Source organism: Parapedobacter indicus (assembly GCF_900113765.1).
Classification (GTDB): Bacteria; Bacteroidota; Bacteroidia; order Sphingobacteriales; family Sphingobacteriaceae; genus Parapedobacter; species Parapedobacter indicus.
Genome location: NZ_FOQO01000012.1, coordinates 133,313 through 148,114, shown reverse-complemented (window position 1 = coordinate 148,114; position 14,802 = coordinate 133,313). Strand labels below are relative to the sequence as shown.

Below are 14,802 nucleotides of genomic sequence, written 5' to 3'. Positions count from 1 at the left end.
TTTATATCTATGAATAAATATATCTGTTTAGATAAAAGATTCTTTAAAGCAAGATATATGCAAACAGGATAAATGAGCTTGTAGACTGTAACCAGTGAAATAATCAGCCCTCTAAAGTTCAGATATAAAAAGAAACTGAGAATTTCGACCGATACTAAATAGATAAGAAGAAAGTAAAAAACGTTAGCCTCAGACCTTCGAATAAATGAAATTGACATCAAAAAAAGACATCCTCGCAGTAATTGGGATGGGGAGCCTATGGATGATTCCGAAGTGATGTCCGATAAGACTAGGTATCCAGTTAACGCATCGATGAACGGGGCTATATAGAATAAGCCGTAAACAAAAATCATGTAAACCGGCCATCTTTTTTTAAATATGGATGTGACGTAGCCCACTATTAAACGAAGTTAGCCAATAATTTGAGTTGATTGGCACGGCCAAAAGAAAGATTGCGCTTGAAATTGACATTGATAGTATTCTCTATCTCCCCATTTTCGTAATGTGATATTAGTTTCCTGATTACTTCGGCACACTTAATTTCATCGTTCGCAATATATCCAATTCCACTATACAATATGGTACTCTCCATCACATCGTTATCGGAGGGGCAAAGTAAAATGGGCTTTGATAACCCGATATATTCATATAATTTACTCGAAGGGATACCCTTCAGCTCCCCGTATGCCACCGCTAAAAAAACGTGCGACCGTTTCAAAACGGATAAAGCCTGTTCCCTTGGGTACTTGTCGGTCACAAAGCCGCTTTCTTGATACAGCTCCCCTAACAGATTTTTGACTCTAATTTTCTGACTGGGCTCATACCCAGCCCCAAGAAATACTAGACGAACCTTGATCCCGTCCTTTTTCAACCGCCTTATCGCATTAATGACTATACTTATATCCTGATTCGGATAAAGCGTACCACTGTACGTAATCGTGAACTCATCATTCAATTCACTATCGGGAAAGGTAAGAAGACCTTCGTCAAAACCATTGGCAATAGTCTCACCACGAATACCTAGAAGATTTGAAATTCTTTCCGTATATAGTTGAGATACTGATGTTATCAAGGTGGCGGATGTCACCCATTTGATTTCATGCGCTCGCTCTATTCTTAATAGTAGTGACCTTAAAAGTCTTCCAGGTCTAGACGTTTGAAGTTCGTTGGTAGTCCAATCGTCCCTATAATCGGCAATCCAATCTAAATTGAATTTCTTTTTTAGAATGTAGCCAATTTTAAAAAGGTGAAAAGGTTCCCCAGAAATAATCGCTTTCTGAAAAGAAACATCTTTCACCAAATTAATAGCTTCCCGTAGTATATGTTTATAGGACGAGAACCTAAAAGTGAATCCGATTGTTAGTAGGTCGATAATTTTGGCCAAATGAAATATGGGAGCGAATATCCCTCCGCTAAATTTAAGAAAAGCGGAATCCGCCAGTCCTGGCTTAAAAGGGACGTATATCACTTCATAATTCGAATGCGTTTCCCGAACTATTTTCGTTCCAACTGGCTTTTTAGTATCAATGTAATCGCTTACATTCTTATTCCATGCCCTAGTAATTATTACCGGATAAATTCCATGTTTATGAAAATTTTCAGCCCAATAGGTTACGCGTTGTGACGGCGTTAAGGAGCAAGGAGCAAAATACGCTGATATTATTAAAATTTTTTTCAAAGCAAGCTTAATAACAAGATCTATAATTTAATGACTGAATCTATGAAAATCAGCTTTAAGCCTGTCGGCTTCTCATATATTATCTTTAATGATATTTACTATTTCTTGCGCGGCGCGGCCATTGCCATATAGGTTTTCAATATACTTTCCCGGTTCGCGATGGAGCGCAATCCTTAACTCTGCTAAATTGTCATATACAAGTTGATTCCATCCATGTTGAAGTGTTTCTATCCATTCAGTTTCACTTCTTAAGGTTACACATTTCTTTCGTAATATATATGCTTCTTTTTGCATACCGCCACTGTCCGTGATAACAGCTTCCGCAAATGCTTGATATGAAACAGAATCGATATATCCAATCGGATCTATGAATTCAATATTATTGTAACTTTCCAGATCGATAGCAGAGTTTCTTAACATGAAGACCGTCCGTGGGTGAACTGCGAAGACGACTTCGTGATCAAGACTTTGAAAATTATCTAAGAGAGATTTTAGCCGCCTATGGTCATCGGTATTATATGGTCTATGTAACGTAGCAAAATAGTATGGAGTGCTAATTTTTCGACTAATTTTGTCTCGCACTAATGAAAGTGTATCTACCATAACATCCCCGCAAATGAAAATACGTTCATGTTCTATCCCTTCTTTAGCTAAATTTGCTACAGCTTGCCGAGTTGGGCAAAATAACAAATGGGAAAATTCATCTGCAATAATCCTATTGATCTCTTCGGGCATTTGGCGATTAAAACTACGTAAGCCCGCTTCAATGTGAATGAGTGGAATATGCATTTTAGCAGCAATTAAGGCTGTTGCGAGCGTACTATTTGTATCTCCATAGGTTAACAAAGCATCTGGCTTCTCTTGCGCACAAACGTCTTCTATTGCAGTCATCATGATACCAGTTTGCTCCCCCTGCCGCTTACTGCCTCCGATATCAAAGAGGTAATCAGGAGGCAGCATGTTCAATTCATCGAAAAAAACCGCACTCATATTCTTATCATAATGCTGGCCTGTATGTAACGTTATAGAGTTAAAGTGCTTTTGCAACTCAAGTTGCATCGGTGCATGTTTAATAAATTGAGGACGGGCACCTATAACCGAGATTATTTTTTTCATATGCTATTAATACTATTTAGAAAGAGACCTTCGTACTGTTCTGCAGATAGTTTTCTTGCCGCTATATTTGCTTTTTCTTTACAGTGATTCACCCTTTCAATTGTCAACGAGCCAATAGCTGCAGCGATTGAGCCCTCGTCATAGTCCCTACTAACTATCCCCAAATCATTACTGACAACGATATTAGACATTTCGACAGACGGACTTACAACTAAACATAGTCGAGCTTGGATATACTCAAATAACTTGTTTGGAAGAGCAACCTCTTGATTATAGCTAGAAGGCTTCAAACTATACAATCCGATGTCGTATTTATTGATGAAAGGCACTATGTTATCAAAATCAACAGGTGCTATCATTTTGACATTTGTTGTTTTCGAGACTAAATCATTCAATTCGTCGTAATACCCTTTTTCATTTTCTACTAACATGAGATCTAATTGATAACTATCGCCAAGCTTTGCGACTGCATTAATCATGGTTTCTAGAGACCTTGAGCGTATTGCTGCGCCATGGTGAATCAAACGAATTGGAAACTCACCAACTTTTCGTGGTTGGATGTCCGGCCTGTAAAAGGCTGCATTCGGGATAACTATAGAGTCTTTTTCAAACTCAGATTTACATCTTTTTGCAATACTTTCGCAAACATTGATCATCAAATCTACCTTGTCTAGATATTTCCGATAAATATCTGCATACATAAGCCCATACGTTCTCATCCAAACAGACTTATGCTCAAACTGTAGAGGATAATACTCGTGGGCATTAAACGCTAATCGAAATCCGTATTTTTCTTTCAATGAAGTTACATATAGCAAAAATTCTGGTTCATGCACAATTACGACATCTGGGGCATGGTGTTTAATAATCCATTCCACAAACCTATCAAAAAAGGGTAGTCGAAATTTGGGTAATTGACCATTATTAAATAATCTGTAGAGTTTTCTAATAGCGCGATCAATCACATGTAGGTGTATTTTTGTGATGTTTATAAAATTCACCTTTTCGATCTTAGGCGCAGACAAGCCTACCGCCGTAATATCAAATTCAGGTTGCAGCGCTTCAATTTCTCTTATAATTCTTGGTGCTCGATGAAGTGATCGAGTCGTTAATATAAGTAGCTTTTTTTTCACCAGTGTAAAATTTGTAGGAAATGAAATTATCTCGTTCAGTTAAACCGATGTATTCAATAAACTATGTTCTTTTTGTTGTTGTAAAATATTGTTTTGTTCAGAGGAAAAGTACCTTGATACGATATTAGCATTCAATTTATCACGATTGATTTGGTCTACGCTCAATGGCTTTATAGCTTCAACCGGCTCTGACACATAATATCCTTTCAAATTAAAAATTTTTTCCTTCATTGAATGACGAGAAGTTGAGAACAAACGGTTATGTTTTCATTCGCTTTGAATACCGCTGCTTTAAAAAACTAATGAGTTTTTGACGTGATAAGCCGAACAGAGTAATTATAAATGAAATTAAAGTAAGAACCTTTACGCAAAATTCTATCGGGTAATTTGAAAATGGCACCAGCCGCACTAATGTCCCCAGAAAGGCTGCCGTCAAAATAATTGAAATTACCTTTTTAAAATTATAAGGAATATAAAACATTTTTTGGGCTTTATAAAACACATACATTGGCAAAATCAACTGACCTAAAAGAGTTGCTAGAGCTGATCCTTCTTTTCCAAATCTAGGGGTAAGCAAAATATTATAGATAATGGTCAACACAGCAGCAAATGTAACCCCGACGGCATAGGGTTTATTATCCTTCATAATATTCGTCCCTATTGACGCAATATATGTAAATGCAATCAGTATTACATTCACGCTTAGTATAGAAGCAGTCCAAGCCGCGGAATAATAACGAGGAGACGTAAGAACTTTAAGAAGTTCAGGAGAGAAGAGAAAAACGCTAAGGATTAACATTCCGCCTAACATTCCAAATACATAAAAAACGTTAGCATAAGTTGATTTGGCGTCAGGCTCATTAATTATAGAAAAAGCAAATGGCCCCCAGGCCTGTTGAAAAGCACCTGTAAATATTTTGACACCTGATGCCAGCGCGACTCCAATCGAAAATAAACCTACTTCCGATTTATCTTTAAAATATAGTAAAAAATAACTATTGGATGCGTTCAAAAGCCAGAATGCGATTGCAGAAGGGATCAAGGGCAGCGAAAAATTGAGCATTTCCTTCAATTTTTTCATTCTAAAGAGTGTGGGATTAATCCACGACTTCATTTGATATAGCGCTATGAAACTAAAAATAGTTGCCGATACGAGCAACGCACCATAAACCCCGACTAATCGCCATTTCAAGACCAAAACAAAAACCAACGTGAGTAGAATAGTAAACAAAGACTGACTTAGGGAGAATATGACGGTAGCTATCGGCTTTCTGTGTAATCGATGCCAACTGACAATCATGGTAGGAAGAATGTTCGCGACAAGGGTCACACTCGGAAGAATCCATAGATTCCATGAAGTTTCCAGCGGTAACTTTAAAAGGTATTTGGCAAAAAAAGGCGTCATTGCTATAAGTAATAGAGCAAATAGCACAGAAACTGTAAATTGAAACCAAAACCACGATGAAAAAGTGGCTTTCTTTTCGGATTCATCGGAAGTATCATAAAACCATCGTGCTGTGGCCGAGTCTAAAGCAAATACCGCCAACACCCCAATCAGCATAAATGTAGTGTTGATAATATTCAACGTGCCGTAGTCTTCCGGAGAAAAAATTCGCGTATATATCGGGACCAAGAAAACGGTTATCAACCTTGCAATTACACTTGATAACCCGTATATTATACTGTCTTTCGCAAGAGATTTAATCCGAGAAATGGGCATTGCCTAGTTTTTTGAGCTCTGTTCGATAGATTTCAATCAAATACGGACCTATCTTAGATGAAGCATGATATTCCTCCACGAATTGACGCCCTCTTATTCCCAACTGATGCCGCGTCTGCGCTTCCGTAATCAATTTGATTAAGTTGCTTTTCAAGTTATCTGGATTGGTGCTGACAATTGGGCAATCAGAAGACAATCCCATCTTATAAACTTCTGGCATTATGTAAGCTAGCACCGGTTTTCCCATAGCCATTGCCTCAGTCGCTGCCATGCCATACCCCCCCAAAATTATTTGATCCAAAAAGACATCAGCTTGAGCGACTAGTTTTAAAGCCTCTTCTCTTTTCACATTGTGAATCAATTTAAACTCAAAAGAAAAGGCCTTTTTCAGTTCGTCTATTACTTCAATAATAAAATTCGTCCCCTTAGTCGCATACGAGGAAGGTGCGTGCACTATAAGAGGTCGTGTTTGCGCTAATGAAGGGTAAACAGGTTCGAAATCCTCCAAATCTACCCTTTGAAATAACGTGTAACTTCTAGGAAACAACTTCCTATCAATATATAAACTCATTTCTGGGGCTTGGAATGGAATAGCATTGTAACGCGCAAACATTTTCTGTACAGCCTTTGAAGCCTCTTCCGATTTTCGGTATTCATACGGATTATTGAAAGCCGATCCATAATAGGGATTAATTGAAGAAAGAAAATTCGGATTTCTTATGTCACTGCCAAGCCATTCGACAAAAATGGCCTTTTTCATTTTGTGTGCTATCTTAATGTCTTTTCCCGAAGGGAAATAAGGCCCCCAACAATAGTGAACTACGTCGGCCCATTTGATTAATTTCTTTAATGTATAGTAACTTTTAACCCGAGTATATAACCAATTAAAGGGATTTTTTCTTGAAACGTTCCAAGGCAAGAAAACAGCATGGGCATCTGTCGAAGTATATATATTCCGCCTTTGGATAACATTCTTCGCTTGGATATCGATATGCTTGTTCAATTCGCCGCATGTGATCGCCGGTATCGACGCAATATTCCTCGGCAGCAATAAAATGTTCATATTCTATTCAATTACAGCCAATTAATGAAATTTCAATTAATTTTTCTAACCGGGCTCCCGACATACTTACCTGCGGTTAATAAAGACTTTATCACCGTCGAACCCATTCCAATCAACGTCTGATCAGCCACCGAGCAGTTGTTAATAACGTTGGATCCAGAGCCAAGATAACAATGCGATCCAATAACCACATGTCCTGCTATTGTAACGTTAGACCCAATAATTGTATAGTCACCGACCCAACTGTCGTGGTGAACGACACTATTTGGAAGGATACAAACATGGTTCCCAATACGTGCATTGCTAGTAATCACTACCCCCGGACCTATTAAAGTGTTATATCCTAAATTTGCAAGCTCCGAAATAACAGCAGATGGATGGATAACACGCGCAAATCTCTCTCTGTCTATGTTCAGCGAATAGATGATATTTTCCCTTTTTAAATATGAAGACGGACTGCCCGGCACGGCAAGAATCTTACAATTTGGAAATCTCGCTAAAGCCTCTCTGTCAAAAACTTCAACCCCTGCATAGCTTTTACCTATTTTGTCTTTATCGTCACTAACAAAACCCATACAACGATAATCTTGTCCTAAACAATCCAATGCTTCAATAGCCGTACCACCAAACGGAAAGATCAACAAATCATACATAGTTATCGTGCAACTTGAAAAATGGGAAAAGCTAATATTAGCTAATTTTCTTAAAATACTCTGCGGTACGTTCGATCCCTTCGTCCAAATCAACTTTGGCCTCAAAGCCAAGAATATCTTTCGCTTTGCTAACACTCGGTATACGCATCTCAATATCCGCGCTCAATGCATCTTTAAAAATGATTCGTGAGGAGGATTTTAGGACCCTACATACCGCCTGAGCAAGTCCTAACGTGGTAATCACTGTTCGAGCGTTACCTAAATTAAAACTTTCTCCAATTGCTTTCGGATTTTCAACGCAACGCATTAAACAATCAACGAAATCGTCCACATAGCACCAAGCCCTAATAGCGGTTCCATCTCCATAGATAAAGATATCCTCATTTTTGAGAGCCCTTTTTATGAAAATTTGCAACGCTCCCTCACCGGTCTGACCAGGGCCATAAACATTAAATGGCCGAACAGTCACAACAGGCAAATTATATTGTTTGTAATATGAGTGTGCTAAATGTTCTCCCGCAAGCTTGCTTACCGCGTATACCCAACGTGCTTCTCCCACACTTCCCGAGACAGCGGTATCCGTTTCAGAACTTTTGAATGCATGGCTACCAAAAATTTCCGACGTCGAAAAGTCAATAAATCGGTCTGCTATCTTATTGATCTTAGCTGCTTCTAACGCATTCGCGGTTCCCATCATATTAACCCTCATTGTCCTTACAGGATCTTTAATAACAGTATCAATACCCGCAATACCAGCAGCATGAATAACGATGTCAACGTCTTTCATGGCACTTGTAAGGTCTTCAAGGTCAAGTACGTCTCCTTTTACTACGCGTAGGTTTTTGTGATTAGCGACGTCACTTGTACTGAGCGTATCTCGATGAAAATTATCATATGCAATGATTTGATTTTCACCTATATAATTCTTTATGAGCGTGTTCGCAATAAAACCCGCTCCCCCCGTAATAAAAATAGTTTTTCCTTGTATCATAATAAATTAATGACGTTTGCGATATACTTAACTTGTTCAATATTTAACTTTTCATAACAGGGCAACGCTATTCCAGATTTATAAGCCCGATATGCGCTCGGAAATAGTGAAGTATAGTTCAGTCCATACTTCTGTTGATAATAATGGGTAGCGGGAATACATTGCGCTCCGTAATTTACTCCAATATTGTTATCCTTCAGCTTTCTTATTACAGCCTGTTGTTCATATTTGTCACCAAGAACTATATGAAACGTCTGCCATGTGTGATTTCGGTCATGTGGAATATTTGGAAGCTTGATATCGCTATTAGAAATCTCATTTAAATATACTTCGGCGAGGGTATTTTTCAATTGTATGATCTCTTCGATTCTCAAGGACTGCCCATAGGCCAATGCAGCTTGAAAATCAGTCATTCGATAATTAAAGCCAGGCGCTACAAACTCCATTTGACCATTTACATATTCGATGCCGTGATTTCGAAGTTGCCCTATATTTTTTGCATAACCGCGGTTGTCTGTTGTGATAATCCCTCCTTCGCCTGAAGTGATTGATTTTCTAGGGTGGAGTGAAAATGATCCAAAATCACCAAAAGACCCAACGGACTTTCCATTCTGCGTAGCCCCAAAGGCACATGCCGCATCTTCTATGACAAACAAATTATATTGGCGAGCAATTTCTACCACAGCTTCAATATCACATGACAATCCGAATTCATGTACCGGGATAATGGCTTTCGTAGATTTGGTAATCTTTGCTTCAATTTTTTCAGTGTCAATATTGAAGGTATTGATGTCGATATCGACAAATACCGGAGTAGCACCTACTAATTCAACAACATTTGCCGTTGCAACATAAGAGAATGCGGGTACGATGACTTCATCTCCGGGACCGATACCAAGTACGCGAAGCGCCAAATGCATAGTGGCTGTTCCGTTTGAAACTGCAATACCATTTGACACCTCCACAATTTCAGCAAACCGCTGTTCCAGTTTTTCAACATATTTTCCCTGAACTAACATTCCAGAACGAAGAACGTCGTTAACTAAATTGATGTCAGACTCACGTATATCCGGGTTGGCCAGTGGAATAAAATCCATTATCTTCTATTTCAGTGAATAAATCCGCTCAATAATATCTACCACCTTTAACCCTTCCAAGGCATTAGTAGTGATAGCCGCCCTACCGTTAAGTACGTCAACCACATTCTCGATAACATAATGATGGTTGGCTGCAGATCCCTTATAAGCTCCGTAGTCATTACCCGGGTTTGTCGGAGCCAATTCGGGCATTTGGTAGTCTTTCACATTACATACTTCCACTTTGTCCATATACTGCCCGCCAATTTTTACGGATCCATTTTCGGCAATAATGGTCATCGAACTTTCCAGGTTTTGATTCCAGATGGACGTCGAGTAATTCAACGCCCCCATACCGCCATTTACAAAATCGAAACTAACAAATCCACTGTCTTCAAAATCAGTTAGCTCTTGGTGATTGAAATCATTAAATTTGCCTTGGATATTAGTAATATCCCCAAAAAGCCAATACATGATATCGATAAAGTGAGAAAACTGAGTAAAAAGCGTGCCGCCATCCAAGTCCTTCTTACCATGCCAGCTGTCGGGTTTATAATAGCGATCATCCCTGTTCCAGTAGCAATTGAGCTGGACCATAAAAATCTTTCCAAGTTTACCGCTTTCAATTAGCTCTTTGATCCATACCGATGGTGGCGAATAACGGTTTTGCATGACTGCAAAAACCTGCCGATGCACTTGCAACGCTTTAAAGATTACCTTTTCAGCATCCTGCTTATTAAGCGCCATGGGCTTTTCTACCACGATGTGTTTGCGCGCTTCCAGACATTTCATGGCTTGCTCGGCATGGAAACCATTGGGTGATGCAATATTAACCACATCGGTTTCAATATCGGAAGCCAAAAAATCTTCCAGTGAATTAAAGAAAGGGACGGAGTACGCGTCAACTCCCAATTGCGTCTTGTCTTTAACGTCGATCAGTGCCACTAATTCACTCTCTTCGTTCCGGGTGACCATTTCTGCGTGGCGTTTTCCAATATGGCCGCATCCGATAACGGCAAATTTGACTTTTCGGTTAAGTGCTGTCATTTATTTGATTCGTTGTACGTGATTCTCTTTTAATTCATATTCCTGCCCCGATTCGGGACACGCTGCATAGTTGTTTTCATCGAAATGTAATCGGTGACCATACTCACTAACCCAACCGATTTGTCTGGCAGGATTGCCTACCACCAATGCATAAGAAGCAACAGTTTTGGTAACTACAGCTCCAGCTCCGATAAAGGCATAAGCGCCAATATCGTGACCGCAGACTATCGTTGCGTTGGCACCTATGGAAGCGCCCTTTCCCACATGGGTTTTCGCATATTGCCCTCGCCGATTTACTGCACTACGTGGATTCGTTACGTTGGTAAACACCATGGATGGTCCAAGAAATACATCATCGTCGCAGGTGACACCTTCGTAAATAGATACATTATTTTGCACTTTTACGTTGGTCCCTAATATTACACCGGGTGAAACCACCACATTTTGACCGATATTGCAGCGCTCACCAATTTTACAATTTGGCATAACGTGCGAAAAATGCCAGATCTTGGTGTCTTGACCAATATTCGCGCCTTCGTCGACAACCGCTGTTGGGTGTATGAAATAGCTACTCTCAGTGTTCATCCGTAAAAAATGCTTTTACTTGTTCAATGATATAGTCCTGAATCTCTTCTTTCATTTCAGTGTGTATGGGAAGGGATATGACATCGCGACAAAGCTGTTCGGACACCGGAAAGTCGCCCTCGTTGTACCCGTATTGGCCATATGCCTGCTGTAGGTGTACCGGAATTGGGTAATAAACCATCGATGGCACACCTCTTTCTTGCAAGAATGCTTTGAATGCATCCCGCCTGTTATTAGCTATTTTACAAGTGTATTGGTTAAATACATGGGTCGAATAATTCGCCCTGACCGGTATTGATATACCTTTAATGTCATCAAGACTCGAATCATACTTCGCGGCAACTGCTTGGCGTGCACGTGCATATTCATGAAGGTGGTTGATCTTCACATTCAATATTGCAGCTTGCACGGTATCCAACCTAGAATTTACGCCGATAGACTCATGATGGTATTTTTGGCGTTGGCCATGGTTGGCGATCATGTGAACGCGCTGCGCCAGTGTCTCGTCGTTAGTAAGCAATGCACCGCCATCGCCAAAACAGCCGAGGTTTTTTGATGGGAAAAAGGAGGTGGTACCAATGGTGCCGACAGTACCCGCAAATTGTTTATGGCCGTCAGCGTAGATGTATTCAGCTCCCATTGCCTGTGCGGTATCTTCGATAACGGATACTCCGTATTTAGCTGCAATCGCGTTGATGGCTTCCATATTGGAGCATTGGCCGAAAAGATGAACTGGTACGATACCTACCGTTTTATCGGTAATCTTTGATTCCAATTGCTCGTAATCGAGTTCAAATGTGTCTGGTCTCACATCAATGAACTTGGGTATTAATCCCAATAAAGCAATCACTTCTACCGTAGCGATATACGTAAATGCAGGTACGATGACCTCGTCTCCAGGCTTGAACCCCAAGCCCATCATGGCAATCTGTAGTGCATCGGTCCCATTTCCGCAAGTTACCGCATGTTGAACTCGATTGAATGATTTAAGAGATTCAATGAATGCTTTTACTTGAGGTCCATTGATATAAGCGGTTTCCGCAACGGCGGATAATAAGGACTGGTCAATCTCTTCCTTAATACGAAGGTATTGGTTTTTTAAATCGACCATTTGTATCTTCTCGTTCATAGGACTTAATTAGCAATAAGTTGGTTAGTGATATATTGTCCAATGGAAAGGCACGATGTCGCTGCAGGCGATGGTGCGTTCCGAACATGGATAATATTTTCTTTACGCAGGATATTAAAATCATCGATGAGGTTACCTTGTCGATCACACGCCTGCGCACGTACGCCTGCTCCTCCGGGAACTAAGTCGGATTCCTGAATTTCGGGGAGCAGCTTTTGCAGTGCTTTCGTGAATGCGGATTTAGATAATGACCGATAAATTTCTCCCATGCCTGTTCTTCCGTATTTACCGACAATTTTCCAGAAGCCTGGCCACGCCAAGGTATCAAGCGTATCTCCTATATCTAAGCTTGAAAAACGATATCCTTCACGTTTAAACGCTAATACCGCATTTGGTCCCGCTTCTACGCCACCGCTGATCATCCGGGTGAAATGAACACCAAGAAATGGAAACTTGGGATCCGGTACGGGATAAATGAGATTTTTAACAAGGTATTCCTTTTCGGGCTTCAATTTGTAGTACTCACCACGGAAGGGAATGATACGCAAGTCATTTGTAGCGTCTGTATAAGACGCCACGCGATCGGATTGGAGGCCTGCGCAGGTGACGGCTTGCTTTGTCGTATAGCTTTGTTTCTCCGTTTCGATAGTAACTGTATTAGCGATTGCTGAAACGCTCATAACCTTCTCGCTAAAAACAAATTCACCGCCAGCCTGCTCGATCAGCTCTTGGAGCCTTCTAGCCATTGCTGGGTAATCAATGATACCCGTTTGTGGCACGTGGATGGCCGCTATACCTGCTGCGTGCGGTTCGAATTCCTTCAATTCGGCTTGCGTAAGTAGACGCAGTTGCTGTAAGCCGTTTTGTATACCACGGTTGAAAATATTGTTCAACGCAGAACCTTCCTCCGGTGAAGTTGCGACAATCAACTTCCCACACAGTTCATAGGCGATACCATATTCTTTCGCAAATCGAATAAGGTCCGCATAGCCATTAATACAGTTAATTGCCTTTAGACTACCGGGTTTGTAATAAATACCACTGTGGATGACACCACTGTTATGCCCTGATTGATGTTGTGCAACGGCAGCCTCTTTTTCGATGATGAGTACGCGGGCAGTAGGATGAAGCTGTAAAAACCGATAGGCGGTTGCTAAACCAACTAATCCAGCACCGATCACGACGACATCGTATTGTTTTGCTATCATAGTGACGTCATCCTACAACCTGCCATCCACCAAATCCCGGTTCAAGCAGGCTTTGGTATCGAAAATCACTCCGTTATTACGTTTGACCTTTTGATAATCAAACTTAAGGAATTCGTTGTGTGCTACGGCTACTACAATGGCATCGTAAACAACATTACTATCTACTGCGTTGAGAATATTTAAACCATATTCATGTTTTACTTCTTCGGCATCTGCCCAAGGGTCGTAAATATCCACAGTAAGACCAAACTGAACCAATTCATGATAAATGTCTACTACTCGGGTGTTCCGGATATCGGGGCAGTTCTCTTTAAAAGTGATTCCCATAATTAATGCCCGGGAATCTTTGATTTTGTGGTCCTTTTGAATCATCAACTTCACCACCTTATCTGCCACAAACGCACCCATATGATCATTGACACGGCGGCCGGAAAGAATTACCTGCGGATGGTAACCTAAAGCTTGCGCTTTGTGCGCCAAGTAGTAAGGATCAACACCAATACAATGCCCACCAACCAGCCCCGGCTGATACTTTAAGAAATTCCATTTGGTTCCAGCAGCTTCAATCACGTCATTAGTATCGATTCCGATACGGTCAAAGATTAAAGAGAGTTCGTTTACAAAAGAAATATTAACGTCACGTTGTGCATTCTCGATGGCCTTCGAAGCCTCTGCTACCTTGAGACTTGGGGCTTTATGTGTTCCCGCTTCAATAATCGATCGGTATAAGTCATCTACCCGATCAGCAATCTCCGGAGTGGAGCCGCTGGTCACTTTCTTAATTTTGGTAAGCGTGTTAATCTTATCACCGGGATTGATGCGCTCGGGCGAATAGCCGGCGAAGAAATCTTTATTAAAGGTCAGTCCGGAAACACGCTCCAGTACCGGCACACAGTCTTCTTCCGTACAGCCCGGATATACCGTCGATTCATAAATCACGATATCGCCTACTTTCAACACCTTACCCAACATTTCAGACGCTTTGATAAGCGGTGTCAGATCTGGAGCCTTGAACTGATCGATGGGAGTAGGTACGGTGACAATGTAGGTGTTGTAAAAAGCAAGATCTTCTAGATCGGCGGAAAAGGATAAGCCGATCTCTGATTCTTTCTTTAACGCCATCACTGCCTTCAATCCTTTCAAGTCGGCTTCTTGTGTTCGGTCCTTGCCTGCCTGAAGCTCTTTTACACGCTCGTCGTTTATATCAAACCCCAATACGTTGTACTTTCTGCCGAACTCAATCGCTAAAGGTAAGCCAACATAGCCCAATCCGATAACGGCAATGCGGGCATTTTCTATGACTGTTGTTGAAGAATGGTTACTCATATAATCCAATTATTCAATTTTTTAAAAAATATGGTAATGCTAGATGGTTACAATTTCAAAAGCTAACGAGCAACAAA

13 protein-coding genes are annotated in these 14,802 nt (G+C 40.6%); all 13 read right to left on the bottom strand.

Annotation, left to right across the window (positions count from 1 at the left end; all coding sequences use genetic code 11):
• Positions 1–400: 400 nt before the first annotated feature.
• On the bottom strand, positions 401–1,678 hold the full coding sequence (locus BMZ56_RS21715) for a glycosyltransferase (RefSeq protein WP_090630779.1): 1,278 nt from the start codon (positions 1,676–1,678) through the stop codon (positions 401–403).
• Between the two features lie 72 nt (positions 1,679–1,750).
• Positions 1,751–2,794: a non-hydrolyzing UDP-N-acetylglucosamine 2-epimerase gene (gene wecB / locus BMZ56_RS21710; RefSeq protein ID WP_090630776.1), complete on the bottom strand. Its 1,044-nt coding sequence runs from the start codon at positions 2,792–2,794 to the stop codon at positions 1,751–1,753.
• Positions 2,791–3,927: a glycosyltransferase gene (locus tag BMZ56_RS21705; RefSeq protein ID WP_177195253.1), complete on the bottom strand. Its 1,137-nt coding sequence runs from the start codon at positions 3,925–3,927 to the stop codon at positions 2,791–2,793. Before BMZ56_RS21705 ends, wecB begins: the two co-directional genes overlap by 4 nt.
• A 259-nt stretch (positions 3,928–4,186) precedes the next feature.
• Entirely contained in the window at positions 4,187–5,647 is a 1,461-nt protein-coding gene (locus BMZ56_RS21695; protein ID WP_090630768.1) for a lipopolysaccharide biosynthesis protein, read from the bottom strand.
• A complete protein-coding gene (locus tag BMZ56_RS21690; protein ID WP_090630764.1) occupies positions 5,628–6,710 on the bottom strand; it encodes a glycosyltransferase in 1,083 nt (360 codons plus the stop codon). Before BMZ56_RS21690 ends, BMZ56_RS21695 begins: the two co-directional genes overlap by 20 nt.
• Positions 6,711–6,742: 32 nt before the next feature.
• Positions 6,743–7,363 carry an LbetaH domain-containing protein gene (locus tag BMZ56_RS21685; protein ID WP_090630761.1) on the bottom strand — a complete coding sequence of 207 codons (621 nt, stop codon included), beginning with the start codon at positions 7,361–7,363 and terminating at the stop codon, positions 6,743–6,745.
• A 37-nt stretch (positions 7,364–7,400) separates the two neighbouring features.
• Positions 7,401–8,354, bottom strand: a complete 954-nt coding sequence (locus BMZ56_RS21680) for an NAD-dependent epimerase/dehydratase family protein (RefSeq protein ID WP_090630758.1) — start codon at positions 8,352–8,354, stop codon at positions 7,401–7,403.
• Complete coding sequence (locus BMZ56_RS21675) at positions 8,351–9,451, bottom strand: DegT/DnrJ/EryC1/StrS family aminotransferase (protein WP_090630756.1); 1,101 nt, start codon at positions 9,449–9,451, stop codon at positions 8,351–8,353. Before BMZ56_RS21675 ends, BMZ56_RS21680 begins: the two co-directional genes overlap by 4 nt.
• Before the next feature lie 6 nt (positions 9,452–9,457).
• A complete protein-coding gene (locus BMZ56_RS21670; protein WP_090630753.1) occupies positions 9,458–10,477 on the bottom strand; it encodes a Gfo/Idh/MocA family protein in 1,020 nt (339 codons plus the stop codon).
• Positions 10,478–11,062, bottom strand: coding sequence for an acyltransferase (locus BMZ56_RS21665; protein WP_090630750.1), 585 nt, complete (start codon positions 11,060–11,062; stop codon positions 10,478–10,480).
• A complete protein-coding gene (locus tag BMZ56_RS21660; RefSeq protein ID WP_218146639.1) occupies positions 11,052–12,191 on the bottom strand; it encodes a DegT/DnrJ/EryC1/StrS family aminotransferase in 1,140 nt (379 codons plus the stop codon). Before BMZ56_RS21660 ends, BMZ56_RS21665 begins: the two co-directional genes overlap by 11 nt.
• A gap of 5 nt (positions 12,192–12,196) precedes the next feature.
• Complete coding sequence (gene lhgD, locus BMZ56_RS21655) at positions 12,197–13,399, bottom strand: L-2-hydroxyglutarate dehydrogenase (RefSeq protein ID WP_090630748.1); 1,203 nt, start codon at positions 13,397–13,399, stop codon at positions 12,197–12,199.
• Between the two features lie 12 nt (positions 13,400–13,411).
• A complete protein-coding gene (locus BMZ56_RS21650) occupies positions 13,412–14,725 on the bottom strand; it encodes a nucleotide sugar dehydrogenase (RefSeq protein ID WP_090630746.1) in 1,314 nt (437 codons plus the stop codon).
• Between the last annotated feature and the right edge of the window lie 77 nt (positions 14,726–14,802).